This window comes from Saccharothrix sp. 6-C (genome assembly GCF_016695385.1).
GTDB classification, from domain to species: Bacteria; Actinomycetota; Actinomycetes; order Mycobacteriales; family Pseudonocardiaceae; genus Actinosynnema; species Actinosynnema texasense.
Window position 1 is genome coordinate 805,953 of record NZ_CP064192.1, and the last position, 21,864, is coordinate 827,816.

Genomic DNA, 21,864 nt, shown 5'->3' on the forward strand with positions numbered 1-21,864 from the left:
GTCGGCCGGGTGGATACCTACGACGTGGTGGTGGTCGGCGGCGGGCACAACGCGCTGGTGGCGGCCGCCTACCTGGCACGCGCGGGCCGCACGGTGCTGGTGCTGGAGAAGCTCGACCACGTCGGCGGCGCGGCGGTGAGCGAGCAGGCGTTCCCGGGTGTCCCGGCGCGGTTGTCGCGGTACTCGTACCTGGTCAGCCTGCTGCCGGACAAGGTCGTGGCGGACCTGGGGCTGCGGGTGGCGTTGCGCTCGCGCTCGGTGTCGTCCTACACCCCGGCGGGCGACCTGCTGGTGGAGCGGAACCCGGGCGAGGCGACGGCCGCGTCGTTCCGGGCGCTGACCGGGTCGGACGCCGAGTGGCAGCGGTGGCGTCGGTGGTACGACGACCTGGAGGTGCTGGCCGAGGCGTTGTCGCCGACGATGCTGGAGCCGCTGCTGTCCCGCGAGCACGCGCGGCTGAGGCTCGACTCGGTGGCGCGGATGCGGTTGTGGGACCAGGTCGTGGAGCGGCCCATCGGCGAGACGCTGGAGGAGCTGTTCGCGGACGACGTGGTGCGCGGTGTCGTGGCCACGGACGGGCTGATCGGCACGCACACGTCGCTGCGCGACCTGAAGGCGAACCGGTGCTTCCTCTACCACGTGGTCGGCAACGGCACGGGCGAGTGGCAGGTCCCGGTCGGCGGCATGGGCGCGGTGACCGGCGAGCTCCTGCGGGTGGCGCGGGAGGCGGGTGCGGAGATCGTGACCCGGGCCGAGGTGACGCGCGTGGACGCGGACGGCGTGCGGGCCGAGGTGGAGTACGACGGCCGCACGGTGGGCGCGAAGTTCGTGCTCTCCGGCGCCGCTCCGTCCACTTTGGACCGGCTGCGCGGCAGGCCGGCCGGTCCCGTCGCCGAGGGCTGCCAGGTGAAGGTCAACATGCTGCTGGAACGGCTGCCCCGGTTCCGCAGCGGGGTGGACCCGAAGGTGGCGTTCGCCGGGACGCTGCACGTGGACGAGTCGTACGGGCAGCTGGAGACGGCCTACCGGGAGAGCGCGGCCGGGCAGGTGCCGTCGGTGCTGCCGTCGGAGATGTACTGCCACACGCTGACCGACCCGTCGATCCTCGCGCCGGAGCTGGTCGAGCGCGGGTGGCACACGTTGACGTTGTTCGGGCTGCACACGCCGGCGGCGTTGTTCGAGGACGACCACGACAAGGTGCGGGACGAGCTGGTCCGCCGGTACCTGGCCGGGTTGGACGCCCACCTCGACGAGCCGATCGAGTCGTGCCTGGCGAAGGACGCGAACGGCGAGCCGTGCCTGGAGGCCCGCACGCCGCTGGACCTGGAGGCGGAACTGGGCCTGCCGCGCGGCAACATCTTCCACGACGAGCTGTCCTGGCCGTTCGCCGAGCACGAGGACGAAGTCGGCCGGTGGGGCGTCGAGACCGACGTGGCGAACCTGTTCGTGTGCGGCGCGGGCGCCCGGCGCGGCGGCGGCGTGAGCGGGATCGGCGGCCACAACGCGGCGATGGCGGTGCTGGAGCGCTGATGCCGTGAGCGACGTCCACAACGAGATCAGCGGCACGGTCTTCGGCCCGGTGCTCCAGGTGGGACGGGTCGACTCGCTGACCGTGGTGCGGCCCGCCGCGCCGGTGACGCCGGCCAGCCTGCCGGTGGACGCGGGTTTCGTCGGCCGCGCCGCGGAGTTGGCCGAGCTGGGCGACTTCCTGGCGCCCGGCGGCGAGCGGACCGCGTCGGCGGTGGTGGGACTGCCCGGGGTGGGCAAGACCGCGCTGGTGATCCGGGCCGCGCACCTGGCGGTCGGCGCGGGCTGGTTCCCCGGTGGCGTGCTGTTCGTGGACGCCCAGGGGTACAACGACGAGCAGCGGTTGGCGGCGGACGGCGCGCTGGCGTCGCTGCTGCGCGCCCTGGGCGTTCCGGGTGAGGCGATCCCTCCCGGTCAGGCGGACCGGGAGGCGCTGTACCGGTCGCAGCTGGCGGCCCGCCCGCCGGTGCTGGTGGTCGTGGACAACGCCTCGTCGACCGATCAGGTGCTGCCGCTGCGGCCCGCCGGGCAGGCGCACCGGTTGGTGCTGACCAGCCGGGACAACCTGCCCGTGCCGGGCGCCCGGCGGATCGAGCTGGACGTGCTGACCGCGGCGGAGGCGGTGGCCGTGCTGGAGGACGCGGTCAGGGCGGTCGACCCGGGTGACGACCGGATCACCGCCGATCCGGGGGCGGCGGGGGCGTTGGCCGAGTCGTGCGGGTTCCTGCCGTTGGCGTTGCGCATCGTCGCCGAGGTGGTGGCCGACCGGCGCGGTGAGGACCTGACCCGGTTCGCCGAGGCGATCACGGCGGCGCACGACCGGCTGGGCGAGCTGGCCTTCGACGATTCGGTCGACGTGCGGACCGCGTTCAACGCCTCGTACGGGCGGCTGCCCGCGGATCAGGCGCGGATGTTCCGCCTCGCCGCCCTGCACCCGGGCCGCACGGTCACCGTGGCGACGGCGGCGGCGTTGACCGGCGCCGCGCCGGTCGACGCGCGGGCGCTGCTGGTCCGCCTGCGCCGCGCGCACCTGGTGCAGGGCGGGGTGGTGGCCGACGAGTACCGGTTCCACGACCTGCTGCGGATCTACGCCGCCGAGCGGTGCGCCGCGGTGGACGACGAGCAGACCCGTCACGCGGCGGAGCGTGCTCTGGTGAGTCACTACGCGTCGCACGTCAAAGGTGTGCACAGCCACTTGGACCCCGCTGCGGCGGAGCCGGTGGTGTTCGCCGATCGGCTGGAGGCCCTGGCCTGGTTCGACGGCGAGCTGGACAACCTGCTGCCCGTGCTGGAACTGGCGGCGCGCCACAGGTGGCACGAGGACGTCCGGGACGTGGGCCACGCGTCGTTCCGGTACTTCGACCTGCGCCGGTCGGCGGAGTGGGTGCCGGTGGACGAGCTGGCGCTGGCGTCGGCGCGGGCGCTCGGTGATCAGGCGGGCGAGGGCAGGATCCTCAACGGGCTGGGCAGCGCCCACCACCGGCTGCGGCGCTTCGACGAGGCGTTGGCCTGCTTCCAGGCCGCGCTGGAGCTGTTCCGGGTCTCGGGTTCGCTGCGCGACCAGGCCCACTCGTTGAACAACATCGCCTCGACCTACGCGATGACCGGTCGCGTCGACGAGGCCATCCGCAGCGTGGAGCGGAGCGCCCGCGCCTACCGGGGCGCGGGCGACCTGGACGGCGAGGCGCGGTGCCTGGCCAACCTCGGCAAGGTCCACAACGACTCCGGGGAGCACGCCCGGTCGATCGAGTACTACCGCGGCGCCCTCGACCTGCGTCGACGGGTCGGCGACCGGGTCGGCGAAGGCGCCTGCCTCAACGGCCTGGGGGTCGCCTGCGACGGCCTCGGCCGGCCGGACGAGGCGGAGGGCCACTACCGGGAGGCGCTCGCGGTGTACCGGGCGACGGGTGACCGGCACTCGGAGGGGCAGGTCCTGGACAACCTCGGCGGGACGTTGAGGGAGACCGGCCGCTTCGACGAGGCGCTGCGCTGCCACCAGCGGAGCCTGGAGATCTGCCAGGAGATCGGCGACGCGCACGGCGAGGGGTTCGCGCTCTACAACCTGGGGTTGGCGCTCGGGGCGCTCGGCCGCGCGGAAGAGGCCGTCGACCACCTGCGGCGGGCGGTGGGGCGGGCGGAGGAGACCGACAACCGCGCCATCGCCGAGTCGGCCCGCGGCGCCCTCCTGCGGATCGAGGCCGAGCGGCCCGCGGGCCGGAAGCGGTTCAGAGGGTGGCGAAGAGGGCGTCGATGAGCCGTTGGGCCCGGTCGGCGGTGGCGTCGGAGGTCACGGTGATCTCGACCGTGCCCGAGCGGGCGACGACGACGGTGCGGACGACCTCTCCCGTGACGGCGGTGGCGCGGTAGGCCTCGTCGTGGAAGCCGGGCAGGTCGGTGAGCCGGCCGTGCTCACCGCGGCCCTCGGCGAACGACCCGGCGTCCGCGCCGGTCTCGAAGCGGACCTCGGCCGTGCCGCCGCCGTACGCGCAGCGCACGACGTTGCCGGTGATCGTCTGGCGCGGCTGGTCGAGCCGCATCCCCAGCGCCTCGCCGACGACGTCCGAGGGGGCGTCCTCGCAGTTCACGCCGGCCGAGTCGGTCGGCGGCGGTGGCGGCGGCGGCTCGACGGCGGGTGTGCCCGTGCACGCGCAGAGCACGAGCAGCGCCAAGGGGAGCACGGTCCTCATCACGTGCGTAGGTTCGCCCGAACGGCCGCCCGCGTTACCCGGGGGAGCCGAGGCGGAGACGGCCGAGCCGCACGCCCGGGTGGCCGGGCACTTCGAGCCCTGCGCCGACCGGCCCGAGAACGAGGCCGCTCGACCGGAAGGCACCCGTCCGGCGCGCTTCTCCTGGCCACCACCATGCCGCCGACTCGTCCACGGCAAGCGTTTGCGCTCGCTGTCCGGACGTGCCGGCTCGACTGGGAGGTGCGAGCCGACGGTCAGACCTTCTCCAGCCGCACCACGATCGACTTCGACGTCGGCGTGCCCGACACGGTGGCCGTGGAGTCCAGCGGCACCAACGAGTTCGCCTCCGGGAAGTACGCCGCCGCGCAGCCCTTCGCCGTCGGGTAGGAGACCACCCGGAACCGCTCGGCCCGCCGCTCGGTCACGCCCGTCGGGTCGTCCGGCCACTCGCTGACCAGGTCCACGTGCTGCCCGTCGAGCAGGTCGAGCGCGTCGAGGTCCTCGGGGCTGACGAACACCACCCGCCGCCCGTCCTTCACCCCCCGGTAGCGGTCGTCCAGGCCGTAGATCGTGGTGTTGTACTGGTCGTGGCTGCGCATGGTCTGCAGCAGCAGCCGCCCCGGGGGCACCCGCAGCACGGTCAGGTCGTTGGCCGTGAAGTGCGCCTTGCCCGACCGGGTGCCGGTGAACTCGCGGGCGTCGCGCGGCGCGTGCGGCAGCACGAAACCGTCCGGCAGGCGCACCCGCGCGTTGTAGTCGTCGCACCCCGGCACGACCCGCGCGATCCGGTCCCGCACCAGGTCGTAGTCCTTCTCGAACTCCTCCCACGGCACCGGGTGCGCGGGCCCCATCACGGCCCGCGCCAGCCGGCACACGATCGACACCTCCGACAGCAGCCGGTCGCTCGCGGGCGCCAGCCGGCCGCGTGAGCGGTGCACCACCGACATCGAGTCCTCGACCGTGACGAACTGCTCGCCGGTGTGCTGCAGGTCGCTCTCCGTGCGCCCCAACGTGGGCAGGATCAGCGCCGTGCGGCCGTGCACCACGTGCGACCGGTTCAGCTTCGTCGACACGTGCACGGTCAGGTCCAGCTTCCGCATGGCCGCCTCGGTCACCGCCGTGTCCGGGGTGGCCGCGACGAAGTTGCCGCCCACGGCGAAGAACACCCGCGCCGCGCCGTCGCGCATGGCCCGGATCGACGACACCGTGTCGAAGCCGTGCCGGCGCGGCACGTCGATGCCGAACTCGGTCTCCAGCGCGGACAGGAACTTCTCCGGCATCTTCTCCCAGATGCCCATGGTCCGGTCGCCTTGCACGTTCGAGTGCCCGCGCACCGGGCACAGCCCCGCGCCGGGCTTGCCGATCATGCCGCGCAGCAGCGCCACGTTCGCGATCTCGCGGATCGTCGGCACCGAGTGCTTGTGCTGCGTCAGCCCCATGGCCCAGCAGAAGATCGTGCGCTCCGAGTCGGCCAGCATCCGGGCGAACAGCTCCACCTGGGCGCGCGGCAGGCCGGTGGCCGCGTCGACCGAGTCCCAGTCCAGCCGCCGCACGTGCTCGGCGTACTCGGCGAACCCCTCGGTGAAGCCCTCCACGAACCCGGTGTCCGCCGCGTCCCACGACAGCAGCAGGTTGCCCGCCGCCTGGAACAACGCCTGGTCGCCGCCCAGCCGGATCTGCAGGAACTCGTCGGCCAGCTTCGTGCCCGCGCCCACCAGGCCACGCGCGTTCTGCGGGTTCTTGAACCGCAGCAGCCCCGCCTCCGGCAGCGGGTTCACCGCCACGATCTTCGCGCCGCCGCGCTTGGCCTCCTCCAGCGCCGACAGCATCCGCGGGTGGTTCGTGCCCGGGTTCTGGCCCACCACCACGATCAGGTCGGCGCGGGCGAAGTCGTCGATGCTCACCGAGCCCTTGCCGATGCCGGTCGTCTCCGACAACGCCGCGCCGGACGACTCGTGGCACATGTTCGAGCAGTCCGGCAGGTTGTTCGTGCCGAACGAGCGCACCAGCAGCTGGTACAGGAACGCGGCCTCGTTGCTGGTGCGGCCGGAGGTGTAGAACACGGCCTCGTCCGGGCTCGCCAGACCGTTGAGGTGGGAGGCGACCAGCGCGAACGCGTCGTGCCACTCGATCGGCTCGTAGTGCGTCGCGCCCTCGCGCAGCACCACCGGCTCGGTGATCCGGCCCTGCTGCCCCAGCCAGTAGTCGGTCTTGTCGGCCAGCTCCGCGATGGGGTGCGCGGCGAAGAAGTCGGGTCCGACGCGCCGCCGGGTCGCCTCCTCGGCGACCGCCTTCGCGCCGTTCTCGCAGAACTCGGCCAGCTTGCGGTGGCCCTGCGGCTCCGGCCACGCGCAGCCGGGGCAGTCGAAGCCCTCGCGCTGGTTGAGCAGCCGCAGCGTGGTCGCCGTGCGGGCCACGCCCATCTGCTCGACGCCGCGCCGCAGCGACACCGCGACGCCGGGGATGCCCGCCGCCCACCGCTTGGGCTCGCTGACGTCGAGCTGCGACTCGTCGATGTCCTGCCGGGGCGGGTTGCGGTCCATGCCCCTATTGTGCGGCCGCCGCGCCACCGCGCGAGCGGACTCGTGGTGTACCGCCGGCGCACCCCGCGCGAGCACGCCGGCGGTCCGTCCGACCGCCGGTCGCGCCAGGACGACGCGGGACCGCTGTCACGGGCCCCAAGGGGTTGTGTTCGGCCCGTGAATCCGGCGTCCTCACCTGCGCGTATGCCGGTGATCACCATCAATTGTGATCGGCGCCACTGTGCCGCGAATCGTCCGAACGGGTGACCTCATTCCGGGCATCCGTCGGCCGGTGAGGACGGCGCGGTGAGGTCGAAGTCCAGGCCGGGGGGCAACGACGGCTCCGTGAACGCGGGCGCCAGGTAGCCGCGCTTCGCGCTCGAACACCCGATCGAGTGAAACGAGCCCAGTGAGGCGTCCGCCCACAGGCCTTCCACCCCAGGGCCACCCGTGCGCACCGAGTACCGCGCCTGGAACCGCGTCAGCGCCACCACGTCCGACGCGCCGCGCACCGCCTCCGGCCGGTCCGGCGCGAACGCGTAGGCGAACGTGTAGTCCGTGCGCACCACCAGCTCGCCCTCGGGCCCGACCTCGGCCACCATCTCGCCACGCGCCTTCGGCTCCACCTCCGCCAACCGCGCGCTCTTGTCCACCCGCGTCACCATCAACGCCGCCTCGCCGTCGTTGCGGCCGTCGAACAGCACCCGCAACGACTCCCGCAGGTCGGGCGCGAACAGCCCGAAGTACGGCTCCAGGTCGTGGTCCACCACCACCCGCCGGTCCAACCTGGCCGCGACCACGGTCTCCCGCACCCGCCCGTAGGCCGCCGCGACCTGCTCCGCCGAGTACGCGCCGACCTGCGCCGCCTCCGGCGCCACGACCCCGGCCTCGCCGTCGGCCCACGCCGCCGCCGACGTGCCCGCGAACGGTTCGTCCAGGTCGACCGGCCGCACACCCGGCACCGCGGCCGGACCCGACTCCGACGCGATCACCGCCCACGCCAGGAGCACCGCCGCCACCGCGATCGCCGCCCCGACCCAGAACCGCCGCCTCGGCCGGCGCGGCAGCGACCTCAGCCGCCGCGCCCGGTCCTCGCGCTCGGCCCGCTTCACCGCCTCCCGCACCCACCCGGAGTCCTGCAGGTCGGGGTGGTCCTCGATCCGGTACTCGTCCACGTCGCCCCCCGCTCGCCAGCCTGTACCCAAGGCGTTACCAGCAATCGGCCGAGAAGTCGATACGGGACCGCCGCCACCGGCCCCGGACCCCGCTACCAGGTATCTGATTAGAAGTCGATACCCGCGCCTCCGTAGACTTCGACCGTGACTGAGACCCCCACCGCACCGCAGCGCTCCGAACTCCCGCCGGCGTGGAACCCGGCCGAGGTAGAGGCCGGGCTGTACGAGCGGTGGGTCGAGCGCGGCTACTTCACGGCCGACGCGACCAGCGACAAGCCGCCGTTCACCATCGTGCTGCCGCCGCCCAACGTCAACGGCAGCCTGCACATGGGCCACGCGCTGAACCACAGCGTCATGGACGCGCTCACCCGCCGCCGCCGCATGCAGGGCTACGAGGTGCTCTGGCTGCCCGGCACCGACCACGCGGGCATCGCCACCCAGACCGCCGTCGAACGCGCCCTGGCCGGCGAGGGCAAGTCCCGCCACGACGTCGGCCGCGAGAAGTTCGTCGAACGCGTCTGGGAGTGGCGCGAGGAGGTCGGCGGCCGGATCCTCGGCCAGATGCGCCGCCTCGGCGACGGCGTCGACTGGTCCCGCGTCCGCTTCACCATGGACGAGGGCCTGTCCCGCTCCGTCCAGACCATCTTCAAGAAGCTCTACGACGACGGCCTCATCTACCGCGCCGAACGCATCATCAACTGGTGCCCGCGCTGCCAGACCGCGCTCTCCGACATCGAGGTCGACCACTCCGAGGACGACGGCGAGCTCGTCTCCATCCGGTACGGCTCCGGCGACCGCTCGATCGTGGTCGCCACCACGCGCGCCGAGACGATGCTCGGCGACACCGCCGTGGCCGTGCACCCCGACGACGAGCGGTACCGGCACCTCATCGGCACCGACGTCGAGGTGCCGCTGACCGGCCGGCACGTCCCCGTCGTCGCCGACGAGCACGTCGACCCCGCGTTCGGCACCGGCGCGGTCAAGGTCACCCCCGCGCACGACCCCAACGACTTCGAGATCGGCCGGCGCCACGACCTGCCCGCCCTCACCGTCATGGACGGCCGCGGCGTGATCACCGCGCACGGGCCGTTCGAAGGGCTCGACCGCTTCGAGGCACGCCCCGCCGTGGTCGCCGCCCTGCGCGAACAGGGCCGCATCGTCGCCGAGAAGCGCCCCTACAAGCACTCCGTCGGCCACTGCTCGCGCTGCGACACCGTGATCGAACCGCGCCTGTCCATGCAGTGGTGGGTCAAGGTCGCACCGCTCGCCGAGGCCGCGTCCGCCGCCGTGCGCGACGGCCGCACCACCATCCACCCGCCGGAGCTGGCCAAGCGCTACTTCGACTGGGTCGACAACCTCAACGACTGGTGCATCTCGCGGCAGCTGTGGTGGGGCCACCGCATCCCCGTCTGGTACGGCCCCAACGACAAGGTCATGTGCGTCGGCCCGGACGACGAGGCGCCCGGCGAGGGCTGGGTGCAGGACGAGGACGTGCTCGACACGTGGTTCTCGTCCGGCCTGTGGCCGTTCTCCACGCTCGGCTGGCCCACGCCCACCAGCGACCTGGCCAAGTTCTACCCGACCAGCGTGCTGTCCACCGGCTACGACATCCTGTTCTTCTGGGTCGTCCGGATGATGATGTTCGGCCTATACGCGATGGACGGCAAGCAGCCGTTCGACCACGTGTTCCTGCACGGCCTCATCCGCGACCAGCACGGCAAGAAGATGTCGAAGTCGCGCGGCAACGGCATCGACCCCCTCGACTGGATGGACGCCTACGGCACCGACGCCACCCGGTTCACGCTCCTGCGCAGCGCCAACCCCGGCTCGGACATGGCGCTGGCCGACGAGTGGGCCGCGGGCTCGCGCAACTTCACCACCAAGCTGTGGAACGCCTCCCGGTTCGCGCTCAACAACGGCGCCACCGTCGAACGCCCGCTCCCGCCGCGCGACGAGCTCACCGACGCCGACCGCTGGATCCTCGACCTGCTCGACGCGCTCGTGACCGAGGTCGACGGCCAGTTCGAGGCCTTCCAGTTCGCCAAGCTCAGCGAAGCGCTCTACCACTTCACCTGGGACGAGTTCTGCGACTGGTACCTCGAACTGGCCAAGGTCCAGCTCGCCGAGGGCGGCGCGCGGGCCGAAGCCACCCAGAGCGTGCTCGGGCACGTGCTCGACGTCGTGCTGCGGCTGCTGCACCCGCTGACGCCGTTCATCACCGAGACGCTGTGGACCACGCTGACCGGTCGCGAGTCCGTGGTGATCGCGGACTGGCCCGAGCCGACCGGCGTCGCGCGCGACGAGGTCGCGGCGTCGCGCGTCGAGGGCCTCAAGAAGCTGGTCACCGAGATCCGCCGGTTCCGCTCCGACCAGGGCCTCAAGCCCGCCCAGAAGGTCGCGGGCAAGGTGCGCGGCGCGTGCTGCGTCGACCTGCTCGACCAGGTGCCCGCCGTGCGGTCGCTGACCCGGATGACCGAGCCCGGCGACGACTTCTCGGCCAGCGTCTCGCTCGACGTCGGCCTGCCCGCCGGCACCGTCAAGGTGGAGCTGGACCTGTCCGGCGCGGTCGACGTCGTGGCCGAGCGCAAGCGGCTGGCCAAGGACCTCGGCGTGGCCGAGAAGGAACGCGCCCAGTGCGAGGGCAAGCTCGACAACGCCGCGTTCCTGGACAAGGCGCCCGCCGAGGTGGTGGCCAAGATCCAGGCCAGGCTCGCCGCGGCCAACGCCGAGATCGACCGCATCCACGCCCGCCTCGAGACCCTGCCGCAGGACAACTCGTGACCGGCTTCGAGACGGGCTCGCTGGAAGAGCTGCGCCAGGTCGAGTCGGAGCTGGACACCCGCTGGCCCGAGACCAAGATCGAGCCGAGCCTCGACCGGATCCGGGCGCTGGCCGACGTCCTCGGCGACCCGCAGGGCGCCTACCCCGTGGTGCACGTCGGCGGGACCAACGGCAAGACGTCCACGTCGCGGATGATCGACGCCCTGCTCACCCGCATCGGCCTGCGCACCGGCCGCTACACCAGCCCGCACCTGCAACTGGCGACCGAGCGGATCAGCGTCGACGGCGCGCCCATCAGCCCCGAGCGGTACGTCGAGATCTACCGCGACATCGAGCCGTACGTGTCGCTCGTGGACTCGCGCGGCGACGTGCCGATGAGCAAGTTCGAGGTGCTCACCGGCATGGCGTTCGCCGCGTTCGCCGACGCGCCCGTCGACGCCGCCGTGATCGAGGTCGGCCTGGGCGGGTCGTGGGACGCGACGAACATCGCCGACGGCCGGATCGCCGTGATCACGGCCATCGGGCTCGACCACGTCGAGTACCTGGGCGGCGACCTGGGCGGGATCGCCGAGGAGAAGTCCGGGATCATCAAGCCGGGCGCGGTCGCCGTGATCGCCAAGCAGGACCCCGTCGTCGAACGGGTGCTGCTCAAGCGGTGCGCCGAGGTGGACGCCACGGTCGCGCGGCTGGGCTCCGAGTTCGGCGTGATCCAGCGCGACGTCGCCGTCGGCGGCCAGATGCTGCGGCTGCAAGGCCTCGCCGGCGAGTACGACGAGGTGTTCCTGCCGCTGCACGGCGCGCACCAGGCCGCGAACGCGGCCCTCGCCCTCGCCGCCGTGGAGGCGTTCTTCGGCGCCGGCCCCGAGCGGCGGCTCGACATCGAGGCCGTGCGCGAGGCGTTCGCCACCGCCACCTCGCCGGGCCGCCTGGAACGCGTCCGCACCGCGCCCACCGTGCTGGTGGACGCGGCCCACAACCCGCAGGGCGCGGAAGCGCTGGCGAAGGCCCTGGACGAGGAGTTCGGCTTCCGCAAGCTGGTCGCCGTGGTCGGCGTCATGCAGGAGAAGGACGCGGTCGGCATCCTCACCGCGCTCGAGCCGGTCGTCCAGGAAGTCGTCGTGACCTCGAACTCCTCGCCGAGGGCCATGGACCCCGACCTCCTCGCGGGCATCGCGATCCCGATCTTCGGCGACGACCGGATGGTCGTCCGGCCGCACCTGGACGACGCGATCGAGGAGGCCGTGCGGCTGGCCGAGGAGAGCGACGACGGCGACGTGGTGTCCGGCGGCGGCGTCGTGGTGACCGGCTCCGTCGTCACCGCGGGCGACGCGCGTGCCCTGTTCGGCAAGGAGCCCTCGTGACCACCCCCGACCCCGGACCCACCCCCGATCCTGAGCCGACCCCCGCGTCCAAGGGCGTGCCCGCGCCGAAGAAGGACCCGATGAAGTCCTTCCGGGGCATCATGGCGGGCACGCTGATCCTCGAGGTGATCGTCGTCGCCCTGGCCCTGCCGGTGGTGGCGAAGCTGAGCGGCGGGGTCGGCACGGGCACCGGGTACCTGGTGCTCGGGCTGATCGTCGCGCTGATCGCGACGTGCGCGCTGCTGAAGCGCCCGTGGGCCGTCTACGTGATCCTGGCGATCCACGTGGTGATGGTGGCGTCGTGGTTCGCCCTGACCGCCCTCGGCGGCATCGGCGTGGTGTTCAGCCTGGTCTGGGTGTACCTGCTGTGGCTTCGTCGTGACGTGGCCAAGCGCATGGCCGAAGGTCGGCTGCCCAGCCAGCAGCAGGGCTAGCGACGGTCGTTCAAGGTCGGGAGCGGGGTCGGCAGCGGTGGTCGCCGCCGGGCCGGCCGTTTTTCCCGGCTGACGTGAGTAATGCGGTTCAGGTTGTCCCGGGTCGCAGGCTTCGCGCGATCGGGGTGTCCAGTGACTGGCCCGGGACCGGGCGAGCGGTGAGCGGCCGGCTCAGGTCAGGTGCTCGACCGTGACGTCGTCCCAGCGCTCCGCCAGGTATTCCGCGACCAACCTGCGATGGCAGTGGTGCGGCTTGTCCTCGCTGCACAGCAGGACCGCGTTGTCGAGCAGTTCACGGGAGACGGTGTCCTCGACCCCGCGATGCCGCATCAACTCCAGGAACCGGTCCTCGTACGCCGCCCAGCCGCTGCCCTGCTTCTTGTAGTCGTCGAGCATGGGCTGCGTCGGAGCCAGGTCGGGCCGGTGGGTGTACGCCATGCCGCACAGTTCGCGCAGGAAGTACTTCAGGTCGTCCCGCTTGGCGAAGCCCGCTAGTTGGGAGACGTTGTTGAGTCGGACGTCGACCAACGACTCCGCGCGCGACGCGCGCAACAGGGTGAAGAACTTCTCGGCGGACTTCTTCGTGAACCCGATGGTGTACAGCTTCATACCTCGGCCATCCCGTCGTCGTCGCGCAACTCCTCGTTCACGTAGGCGATCCGGCATTCCTGCCTGCTCAACGCCTCGTCGAGGCGCTCGGCCCTGGTGCGGAACAGGTCGGCTTCCGCCAGCCCGAACATGCCCATGAGACGTTCCATCGCCTCGGCGTGGCTCTCGACCCGCCCGTCGCCGTGGATGTGGTCGATCCTGACACCGCGTTCGGTGAGAACTCGGGCGACCAGGATCGTGCGGTGGCAATCCAACGGCTCGCCCTCGGCGCACATGATGGCGATCCGCTCGGTCCGCGCACCGCCCAGCAGGCGGTCGACGCCACTGACGAAACCAGGGGTCTTCGCGAGGCGGTCATACTGGACCCGCCCGTCGACGTAGCAGCTCAGGTCGTCCGTGCGCGCTCCGAGCTCCCGGCCGAGGAAGGCGTACTTGATGCCGACGTCGTGCAGGCCGCGCTTCACCGAACCTTGGTTGAACTGGGGCGTGAACCGGCTGACGGGGACCGATCGCACGTCCGCGACCGCCGTGACCTCGTGCTGCCGGAGCATCTTCGTCCAGTCGTCGAGCTCGTGCGTGGAGTGGCCGATCGTGAACACCGTCTCGAGCATCATCGCCTGTGTCCCGGGTCGTGTGCAGCACGTTCGACGATGGCGGCGACCAGCTTGTAGAAGTGACCGTTGAAGGGTTCGCCGAGGCTCACCGTCAGGAAGCACTCGCCGAGTCGGTACTTCCCGATCCCGTCCGACCGGAACTTGTCCTGGTACACCGGATCGGTCACCCTCAGCGCGTACTCCGAACCCGCGTGGCGGAATCGGGCCCGCACGGTGGGCTCCTGGTCCTTCGCGGTCCAGAAGGCTGCTTTCACCTCGATGGTCGCACTTTCCACTCGGATGAGCTTGAGCGAGTCTACCACTTCGTCTTCCAGTTCGATCGGCACGCGGTCATTGACGCCGGCGGACGTCTGGTGGCCGTTTATCCACAAGCTGGTCGGTTGCTGCTCCAGGATCTGTAATTCGCGCCAGGTGGCCCGGCGGACCCTGTGCCAGGTGGAAGTGGGTTCGAGGAGCCAGTTCTCGCGTTGGAACCCCGCGGGTTGGGGCTTGATGAGTGGCACTGCGATGACATCGAGGACCTGCGGCTCCGCCCCGCCCTGTAACTGCCGCTCCGCCTCGGAGACCTCGTGGCCCGATCGATCGCTGACCGGGCGGACCCACTTCGCGTGCCCGCCGACGAATTCGATTCCCGCAATGCACCGCCCGTTGTGCTTGCGTGAGTTCGCTAAACACAGGAGCTCTTTGATCACAGTCGAGGCCCTCTCGGAAAACGTTGCACCGACTCGGTCGATGTTAACGCAGGGCATGCGCGGTGATCGTGACGGATTCATCCGAGAAATGCGATCAATCCTCGAAGTCCCACTGGTCGCGGGTGTCGAACGGCAGCGTGAAGATCGGTGCTGTCGAACCAGTGGCCCGATCCGATGACCGGTCACGTGCACCAGGTGCTCTCGGCCCGTTCACCCGGAATTCGGCTTCACCGGTTACAAACCGGCGCATGAGCGATGGTGTGGTGAACCGGCGGACGCTGCTGCGCGCCGGTGCGATCGGCACGGCCGCGGCGTTCGTGCCCGGTGGTGTGGCGTTGGCGCGCGGTGGGGACCGACCGGTGCTCACGCACGGCGTGCAGTCCGGTGACGTGACGTTCGACGGCGGTCTGGTGTGGACGCGGGCCGACCGGCCGTCGCGGATGCTGGTGCAGGTGTCGTCGGACCCGTCGTTCCGGCACGCGCGGGCGGTGCGCGGGCCGTTGCTGACGCCGGAGACCGGTGGCACGGGCCGGGTGCGGCTGCGCGGCCTGCCGGGTGGGCGCGAGGTGCACTACCGCGTCGTCGCCGAGGACCTGGACGGCCGCACGCGCAGTGAAGCCGTGACAGGTAGCTTCCGCACCGCTCCGCTCGCCCAGGGGCACGGCAACGGGCGCGGTGATGACGTGCGGTTCGTGTGGTCGGGCGACGTGGCGGGTCAGGGCTGGGGCAGCAACCCGGACCTGGGCGGCATGCCGATCTTCGGCGCGATGGCCGCCCGCCGCCCCGACTTCTTCATCAACAGCGGCGACACGGTGTACGCGGACGGTCCGCTCCAGGAGTCGGTGACGCTGCCGGACGGGCGGGTGTGGCGCAACGTCGTCACGCCGGAGAAGCTGAAGGTCGCCGAGACGCTGGACGAGTACCGCGGCCAGTTCGCCTACAACCTGCTCGACCCGCAGTACCGGTCGTTCGCCTCGCAGGTGCCGATCATCGCGCAGTGGGACGACCACGAGGTGACCAACAACTGGTACCCGGGCGAGATCCTGACCCTGCCCCAGTACACGGAGAAGCGGGTGGACGTGCTGGCCGCCCGGGCGTTCCAGGCGTTCCACGAGTGGCAGCCGATCGACCCGCGGCAGGCGGTGGACGGCCGGGTGTACCGCAAGTTCCGCTACGGCCCGCACGTCGAGGTGTTCGTGCTGGACATGCGGTCCTACAAGGACGCGAACACGTCGCCGCGCGACGGGCGGGGCGTCGTGCTCGGCGCGCGGCAGGCCCGCTGGCTGGTGGACTCGCTGGATCGCAGCCGCGCCACGTGGAAGATCATCGCGGCCGACCTGCCGATCGGGTTGACCGTGCCCGACGGCGCGGACATCGAGGGCGTCGCCAACGGTCTGCCGGGCGCGCCGGGCGGTCGTGAGCACGAGTTGGCGTGGGTGCTGGGCGAGCTGAAGCGGCGGCGCGTGCGCAACACCGTGTGGTTGACGGCGGACGTGCACTACACGGCCGCGCACCACTACTCGCCGGAACGGGCGTCGTTCCAGGACTTCGACCCGTTCTGGGAGTTCGTGTCGGGTCCGCTGAACGCCGGCGCGTTCGGTCCGAACGCGCTGGACCCGACGTTCGGGCCGGAAGCGGTGTTCGTGAACGCCCCGCCGGTGGCGAACACCTCCCCGTTGGACGGCTTCCAGCACTTCGGCGAGATCGAGGTGGCGCGGGACGGTGAGCTGACGGTGTGGCTCCGCGACATCAAGGGCGCGTCGCTGTGGAGCAGGACGTTGCGGCCCGTCGGCTAGGGCAAGGGTCTGCAAGTACTTGCAGCCGTCTGGGCCTTGTCCGGCCGGGTTTGTCGTGGTTCTGTGCACTCCGTCCCGGTGTCCGGCCGGGACGGGGTTGCAAATTCTTGCGACAAGGAGGTCGCGATGCGTCGGGCCGTCGCCGCGCTCATCGCCCTGGCCGTTGTGCCGTTCGTGCCACCATCCACCGGCGCCGCGCCCGAAGTCCAGCGGCTCGCCGTGGGGGCCGTCACCGACCTCGCGCCCGGTGTCCGGGACGGTGACCGCGCGTTGGCGAAGGACGCGCTGCGGGCCGACCTGACCGGTGAGCGGTTCTACTTCGTGATGCCCGACCGCTTCGCCAACGGCGACCCGCGCAACGACCGCGGCGGCACGGCGGAGACCGACCGCCTCAAGAGCGGCTACGACCCCGCGGACAAGGGCTTCTACCACGGCGGCGACCTCAAGGGCCTCAACGACAAGATCGGCTACTTGGACGACCTGGGCGTCACCGCGATCTGGATGACCCCCATGTTCCAGAACCGGTGGGTGCAGGGCTCCGGCGCCGACGTCTCGGCCGGCTACCACGGCTACTGGACCACCGACTTCACCAAGCTCGACCCGCACTTCGGCACGACCAACGACATGCGGCGCCTCATCCGGGACGCGCACCGCCGCGGCATCAAGGTGTTCTTCGACATCGTCGCCAACCACACCGCCGACCTGATCGACTACGCCGAGGGCGAGCACGACTACGTCAGCACCGGCGCGCAGCCCTACCTGGACGAGCAGGGCAACCCGGTCGACATCGCCGAGATCGCGGGCCAGGAGGACTTCCCGAAGCTCACCGCGCCGTACACGCCGGTGGTGCGGGGGCAGAAGACCCCGGCCTGGCTCAACGACCCGCAGCTCTACCACAACCGGGGCGACTCGACGTTCAGCGGCGAGTCGAACGAGTACGGCGACTTCTTCGGCCTGGACGACCTGATGACCGAGCACCCGACGGTCGTCAAGGGCATGAAGCGGATCTTCACCAGCTGGATCGACACGCTGGGCATCGACGGCTACCGCGTCGACACCGTCAAGCACGTCAACATGGAGTTCTGGCAGGCCCTCGCGCCGCACGTGAAGCAGTACGCGGCGATGCGCGGCAAGAAGGACTTCTTCGTCTTCGGCGAGGTGTTCGACGCGAACCCGGCGCTCACCTCCCGCTACACCACGACCGGCCGGATGCAGGCCACGCTGGACTTCCCGTTCCAGAGCGGCGCGGCCCGGTTCCTGTCCGGGCAGGGCGCGGCCCGGCTCGGCGAGGTGCTCGTCGAGGACGACCGGTACACCGACGCCGACTCCAACGCCTCCTCGCTGCCGACGTTCCTCGGCAACCACGACATGGGCCGCATCGCGTGGATGGTCCGCGAGGACCGGCCGGGCATCTCCGAGGCCGAGCTGCTGGACCGCCTCGAACTCGGCAACGCCCTGATGTACCTGTGGCGCGGCAACCCGGTCGTCTACTACGGCGACGAGCAGGGCTTCGCGGGCACCGGCGGCGACAAGCTGGCCCGGCAGGACATGTTCGCCTCGCGGACGCCCGAGTACGCCGCCGAGGACCTGGTCGGCAGCGACCGGACCGGCGCGGTGGACAACTTCCGCACCGACCACCCGCTGTACCGGCAGCTCAAGGGCCTGGCGAAGTTCGTGGACGCCGACCCGGTGTGGCGTGACGGCAACCAGGCGCTGCGGCTCGCCCAGGGCGACGTGATCGCGTTCAGCCGCACGGGCCGCACCCAGCAGGTCGAGCACCTGGTCGTGGCCAACGCCGGCACCGCGCCCGCGACCGTCGAGGTCCCCGTGTCGGGCAAGGGCTACCGCCCGATCTGGCCCGCCGCCGGGTCCCAGGTCAACGCCGCCGACGGCAAGGTCACCGTGACCGTGCCCGCGTTGTCCGCCCTGGTGCTCAAGTCCACCGGCAAGATCCCGTCCGCCGCGCCGACGCCCACGCTGGCCGTGCCGACGACCGGCACCGTCCTGGACGACCGGGTCGAGCTGCGCGCCGACGGCGTCACCTCGCCGTACGCGCAGGCCACGTTCGCCGCGCGGGTCGAGGGCGAGCGCGCCTGGCAGGTGCTCGGCACCGACGACGCCGCGCCGTACCGGGTGTTCGCCGACCTGGCGGCGCTGCCGGGCGCGGCCGCGGGCAAGAACGTCGAGCTCCGCGTGGTCGCCAAGGACGCCAAGGGCACCTTGGGCGCGGACGGCGCGAAGGTCGGCCTGGTGGCCGCGCCGCCGGTCGAGCCGCCGACCACCGTGACGTCCGACTGGCTCGTGGTGCACTACAACCGCCCCGCCGGCGACTACGACGGGTGGGGCCTGCACGCGTGGGGCGACGTCGAGAACGCGCCGACGTGGGACGCGCCGCTGCCGTTCGCGGGTGAGACGCCGTACGGCCGGTTCGCCTGGGTCAAGCTGAAGCCCGGGGCGCGTTCGGTCGGCGTCATCGCCCACCGAGGCGACGAGAAGGACACCGACGGCGACCGGTTCATCGACCCCGGCGCCACGCCGCAGGTGTGGCTGAAGCAGGGGCAGGCCGCCGTGCACGCCAGCGAGGTCGCCGCTTCCGGCCAGGCCGTGATCACGCACACCGGTGACGCCACGGGGCTCGCCGTCCGGGTGGGAGGCGTCGACCACCCGTTCACCGGGGGAGTGGCCACCGTCCCGGCGACCGCGCCGATCGACTTCTCCGTGGTCCGCGGCGACGCGGTCGAGGCGTCCGGCCGCACGGCGGGACGCGCCTGGGTCAACGGCGACGAGGTGCACGCGAGCCTGGCCGCCGCCCAGAACCGCGCGGTGATCCACTACAACCGGCCCGACGGCGACTACCCGGACTGGACCCTCTACCACTGGACGGGGTCGCTGGAGCCGAGCCCGGGCTGGAACCAGTCACGCGTGCCGGACGGGACCGACGGGTTCGGCGTGTACTGGTCCGTCGCGCTGGAGCCGGGCGCGCCGGGGCTGAACAACATCATCCACCGCGGTGACGCGAAGGACCCCGGCCCGGACCAGTTCCTCGACGTCACGGGCACCGGCTACGAGGTCTGGTACGTCTCCGGCTCCACCAAGGCCGACGGGTCGATCTCCTACGTGCTGCCCCCGTCGGGCGGTGAGGGCGTGGACGACGACCTCACCAAGGCCAAGGCGATCTGGGTGTCGAAGGACCTGGTCGTGTGGGACGTGCCGGTGGTGCCGTCCGACGGCTACCGGCTCCAGTACGACGGGAAGGTGCTGCGGCTGGAGCCGTCGTCGGAGGCCGTGCCGGCGAAGTTCCCGCACCTGCGGGGCAAGCCGGTGTTCCGGGTGCGTGACGGCGGACGGCTGGACGAGGCGTTGCGGGGCAAGCTGTCCGCCGTGCACGTCGACTCCGACGGCGCGCTGCGGCACCGCACCGGCGTGCAGATCGCCGGCGTGCTGGACGACCGGTTCGCCGCCGCCGCGTCCTCGTTGACCTACGGCCCGACGTTCGACGGCGACCGCGTCACCGCGCGCCTGTGGGCGCCCACGGCGTCCTCGGTGAAGCTCCTGGTGTCCGACCAGCCTGGCGGCCCGACGACCTCCGTCCCCCTTGTCCGGGACGACGCGTCCGGCTCGTGGTCGGCGTCCGGGGCGTGGCGGGACAAGTTCTACCTGTACGAGGTGACGGTCGCCGGCCGCACGGTGACCGCGACCGACCCGTACTCGGTGGCGCTGGCGGTGAACTCGACGCACTCGCAGTTCGCCGACCTCGGCGACGCGCGCACCATGCCCGCCGACTGGGCCGGGCACGTCGCCCGCGGCCTGGACGGCGACCCGACCGAGCACGGCATCACCGAGCTGCACGTCCGGGACTTCTCGGTCGGCGACACGTCCGTGCCGGAAGGCGACCGGGGCACGTACCGCGCCTTCACGCACTCGTCGTCGGTCGGCATGACGCACCTGCGCGACCTGGCCGCCGCCGGTCTCGACACCGTGCACCTGCTGCCGACGTTCGACGTCGCCACGATCCCGGAGAAGCGCGCGGACCGGAAGCAACCGGCGTGCGACCTGGCCGCGCTGCCCGCGGACTCGCCGGCGCAGCAGCAGTGCGTCTCGGCCGTCGCCGCCGAGGACGGCTTCAACTGGGGCTACGACCCCTACCACTACGACGTGCCCGAGGGCTCCTACGCCACGGACGACGCGCAGACCGGGTGGGCGCGCTCGAAGCAGTACCGCGAGATGGTCAAGTCGTTGCACGACAACGGCAACCGCGTGGTGGTGGACGTGGTCTACAACCACACGGCCGCCTCCGGCGACGCGCCGACGTCCGTGCTGGACAAGGTCGTGCCGGGGTACTACCAGCGGCTCGACCTCGACGGCGCCGTGGCGAACTCCACGTGCTGCGCCAACACCGCCACCGAGAACGCCATGATGGGCAAGCTCGTCGTGGACTCCGCGGTGCGGTGGGCCCGCCTGTACAAGGTGGACGGGTTCCGGTTCGACCTGATGGGCCACCACCCGAAGGCGAACATCCTGGCCGTGCGCGCGGCGCTGGACGCGTTGACCGTCGCCGCGGACGGCGTGGACGGCCGCAAGATCCGGATCTACGGCGAGGGCTGGGACTTCGGCGAGGTCGCCGGCAACGCCCGGTTCGAGCAGGCCACGCAGCCGAACCTGGCGGGCACGGGCATCGGCACGTTCAGCGACCGGCTGCGGGACGCGGTGCGCGGCGGCGGGCCGTTCGACGCCGACCCGCGCGTGCAGGGGCTGGCGTCCGGGCTCGCGGGCGACCTGAACGACTCGCCCGCCAACGGCGACGTCGCCGCGCGGCTGGCCAACTACACCGACCTGGTGAAGCTGGGCATGGCGGGCAACATGGCGTCCTACCGGTTCCGGTCCACCGGCGGTGGTGAGGTCTCGGGGCGTGACGTGTCGTACAACGGCTCACCCGCCGGGTACACGGGCGCGCCGGCCGACGTGATCACGTACGTCGACGCGCACGACAACGAGACGCTGTTCGACTCGCAGACGTTCAAGCTGCCCGTCGGCACGTCCATGGCGGACCGCGTGCGGATGCAGAAGGTCGCCGTCGCACCGGTCCTGCTGGGCCAGGGCCAACCGTTCCTGCACGCCGGCGCGGAGTTCCTGCGCTCGAAGTCGTTGGACCGCAACAGCTACGACTCGGGCGACTGGTTCAACCGCTACGACCCGTCGTTGCGGGACAACGGTTTCGGTCGCGGCCTGCCGCCGGCGGCGGACAACGAGGACAAGTGGCCCTACGCCGCCCCCTTGTTGGCGAACACCGCGCTGAAGCCCTCTTCGGACGACATGCGCGCCGCTCTCGGCAACACGCTGGAACTGCTGCGCATCCGCCAGTCGTCGCCGCTGTTCACGTTGAACGACGCGGCGCTCGTGCAGCAGAAGCTGTCGTTCCCGACCACCGAGCCGGGCATCGTCGCGGCGCTCCTGGACGACACCGCCGGCCCCGACGCCGACCCGTCCCTGAACGCCGTGCTGGTGATCGTCAACCCGTACCCGACCACCAAGTCCGCCACCGTGCCGGGCGCCTGGCAGAACCACCCCCTGACCAGCGACAAGGCCACCGTCGACCACGACTCCCTCACCGTGCCGCCGCGCTCGGTCGTGGTCCTGACCCGCTAGTCGCCGCGTGACGTCCTCGG

General features: G+C 71.7%; 13 protein-coding genes. 7 read left to right on the plus strand and 6 right to left on the minus strand.

All coding sequences use genetic code 11. The annotated features are described in order from the left end of the window. Positions 1-9: 9 nt before the first annotated feature. Positions 10-1,530 (plus strand): phytoene desaturase family protein, encoded by a 1,521-nt coding sequence (locus tag IOD16_RS03755; RefSeq protein ID WP_201438901.1) that lies wholly within the window; start codon positions 10-12, stop codon positions 1,528-1,530. Positions 1,531-1,534: 4 nt separating this feature from the next. Further along, complete coding sequence (locus IOD16_RS03760; RefSeq protein ID WP_201438902.1) at positions 1,535-3,781, plus strand: ATP-binding protein; 2,247 nt, start codon at positions 1,535-1,537, stop codon at positions 3,779-3,781. Here the strand turns inward: IOD16_RS03760 and IOD16_RS03765 are convergent. The 3 genes from IOD16_RS03765 to IOD16_RS03775 all read right to left on the minus strand — a co-directional run bounded on the left by IOD16_RS03765 (position 3,753) and on the right by IOD16_RS03775 (position 7,911). Further along, positions 3,753-4,214, minus strand: coding sequence for a hypothetical protein (locus IOD16_RS03765; protein WP_201438903.1), 462 nt, complete (start codon positions 4,212-4,214; stop codon positions 3,753-3,755). The two genes, IOD16_RS03760 and IOD16_RS03765, sit on opposite strands and share 29 nt — an antisense overlap. Positions 4,215-4,468: 254 nt before the next feature. Beyond that, positions 4,469-6,757 (minus strand): FdhF/YdeP family oxidoreductase, encoded by a 2,289-nt coding sequence (locus IOD16_RS03770; RefSeq protein ID WP_201438904.1) that lies wholly within the window; start codon positions 6,755-6,757, stop codon positions 4,469-4,471. A gap of 248 nt (positions 6,758-7,005) precedes the next feature. After that, positions 7,006-7,911: a hypothetical protein gene (locus tag IOD16_RS03775; RefSeq protein WP_201438905.1), complete on the minus strand. Its 906-nt coding sequence runs from the start codon at positions 7,909-7,911 to the stop codon at positions 7,006-7,008. Between the two features lie 144 nt (positions 7,912-8,055). On the opposite strand from IOD16_RS03775, the gene IOD16_RS03780 reads away from it, so the two are divergent. The 3 genes from IOD16_RS03780 to IOD16_RS03790 all read left to right on the plus strand — a co-directional run bounded on the left by IOD16_RS03780 (position 8,056) and on the right by IOD16_RS03790 (position 12,487). Next, on the plus strand, positions 8,056-10,692 hold the full coding sequence (locus IOD16_RS03780) for a valine--tRNA ligase (protein WP_201438906.1): 2,637 nt from the start codon (positions 8,056-8,058) through the stop codon (positions 10,690-10,692). Beyond that, positions 10,689-12,053, plus strand: coding sequence for a bifunctional tetrahydrofolate synthase/dihydrofolate synthase (gene folC, locus IOD16_RS03785; protein WP_123743650.1), 1,365 nt, complete (start codon positions 10,689-10,691; stop codon positions 12,051-12,053). Before IOD16_RS03780 ends, folC begins: the two co-directional genes overlap by 4 nt. Before the next feature lie 80 nt (positions 12,054-12,133). After that, positions 12,134-12,487 (plus strand): DUF4233 domain-containing protein, encoded by a 354-nt coding sequence (locus IOD16_RS03790; RefSeq protein WP_123748057.1) that lies wholly within the window; start codon positions 12,134-12,136, stop codon positions 12,485-12,487. A gap of 171 nt (positions 12,488-12,658) precedes the next feature. On the opposite strand, the gene IOD16_RS03795 is transcribed toward IOD16_RS03790, so the two are convergent. From IOD16_RS03795 to IOD16_RS03805, 3 genes are read right to left on the minus strand one after another with little or no spacing between them, the layout of a single operon-like run. Beyond that, positions 12,659-13,096, minus strand: a complete 438-nt coding sequence (locus IOD16_RS03795) for a DUF488 domain-containing protein (protein ID WP_201438907.1) — start codon at positions 13,094-13,096, stop codon at positions 12,659-12,661. Next, on the minus strand, positions 13,093-13,710 hold the full coding sequence (locus tag IOD16_RS03800) for a DUF488 domain-containing protein (protein WP_201438908.1): 618 nt from the start codon (positions 13,708-13,710) through the stop codon (positions 13,093-13,095). The genes IOD16_RS03795 and IOD16_RS03800 overlap by 4 nt, the downstream gene beginning before the upstream one ends. Next, a complete protein-coding gene (locus IOD16_RS03805) occupies positions 13,707-14,402 on the minus strand; it encodes a dual OB domain-containing protein (protein WP_236594735.1) in 696 nt (231 codons plus the stop codon). The genes IOD16_RS03800 and IOD16_RS03805 overlap by 4 nt, the downstream gene beginning before the upstream one ends. Before the next feature lie 248 nt (positions 14,403-14,650). Between IOD16_RS03805 and IOD16_RS03810 the strand changes: the two genes are divergently transcribed. Both IOD16_RS03810 and pulA read left to right on the plus strand, forming a co-directional pair. After that, positions 14,651-16,198 carry an alkaline phosphatase D family protein gene (locus tag IOD16_RS03810; RefSeq protein WP_201438910.1) on the plus strand — a complete coding sequence of 516 codons (1,548 nt, stop codon included), beginning with the start codon at positions 14,651-14,653 and terminating at the stop codon, positions 16,196-16,198. 126 nt (positions 16,199-16,324) lie between these two features. Next, complete coding sequence (pulA, locus tag IOD16_RS03815; RefSeq protein WP_201438911.1) at positions 16,325-21,844, plus strand: pullulanase-type alpha-1,6-glucosidase; 5,520 nt, start codon at positions 16,325-16,327, stop codon at positions 21,842-21,844. Positions 21,845-21,864 lie beyond the last annotated feature (20 nt).

Bases quoted from the DNA above. Each gene is read 5' to 3' on its own strand.
- IOD16_RS03770 (WP_201438904.1), bottom strand. From the start codon at position 6,757: ATGGACCGCAACCCGCCCCGGCAGGACATCGACGAGTCGCAGCTCGAC.
- pulA (WP_201438911.1), top strand. From the start codon at position 16,325: ATGCGTCGGGCCGTCGCCGCGCTCATCGCCCTGGCCGTTGTGCCGTTC.
- IOD16_RS03765 (WP_201438903.1), bottom strand. From the start codon at position 4,214: ATGAGGACCGTGCTCCCCTTGGCGCTGCTCGTGCTCTGCGCGTGCACG.
- IOD16_RS03800 (WP_201438908.1), bottom strand. From the start codon at position 13,710: ATGATGCTCGAGACGGTGTTCACGATCGGCCACTCCACGCACGAGCTC.
- IOD16_RS03810 (WP_201438910.1), top strand. From the start codon at position 14,651: ATGAGCGATGGTGTGGTGAACCGGCGGACGCTGCTGCGCGCCGGTGCG.
- IOD16_RS03790 (WP_123748057.1), top strand. From the start codon at position 12,134: ATGAAGTCCTTCCGGGGCATCATGGCGGGCACGCTGATCCTCGAGGTG.
- IOD16_RS03795 (WP_201438907.1), bottom strand. From the start codon at position 13,096: ATGAAGCTGTACACCATCGGGTTCACGAAGAAGTCCGCCGAGAAGTTC.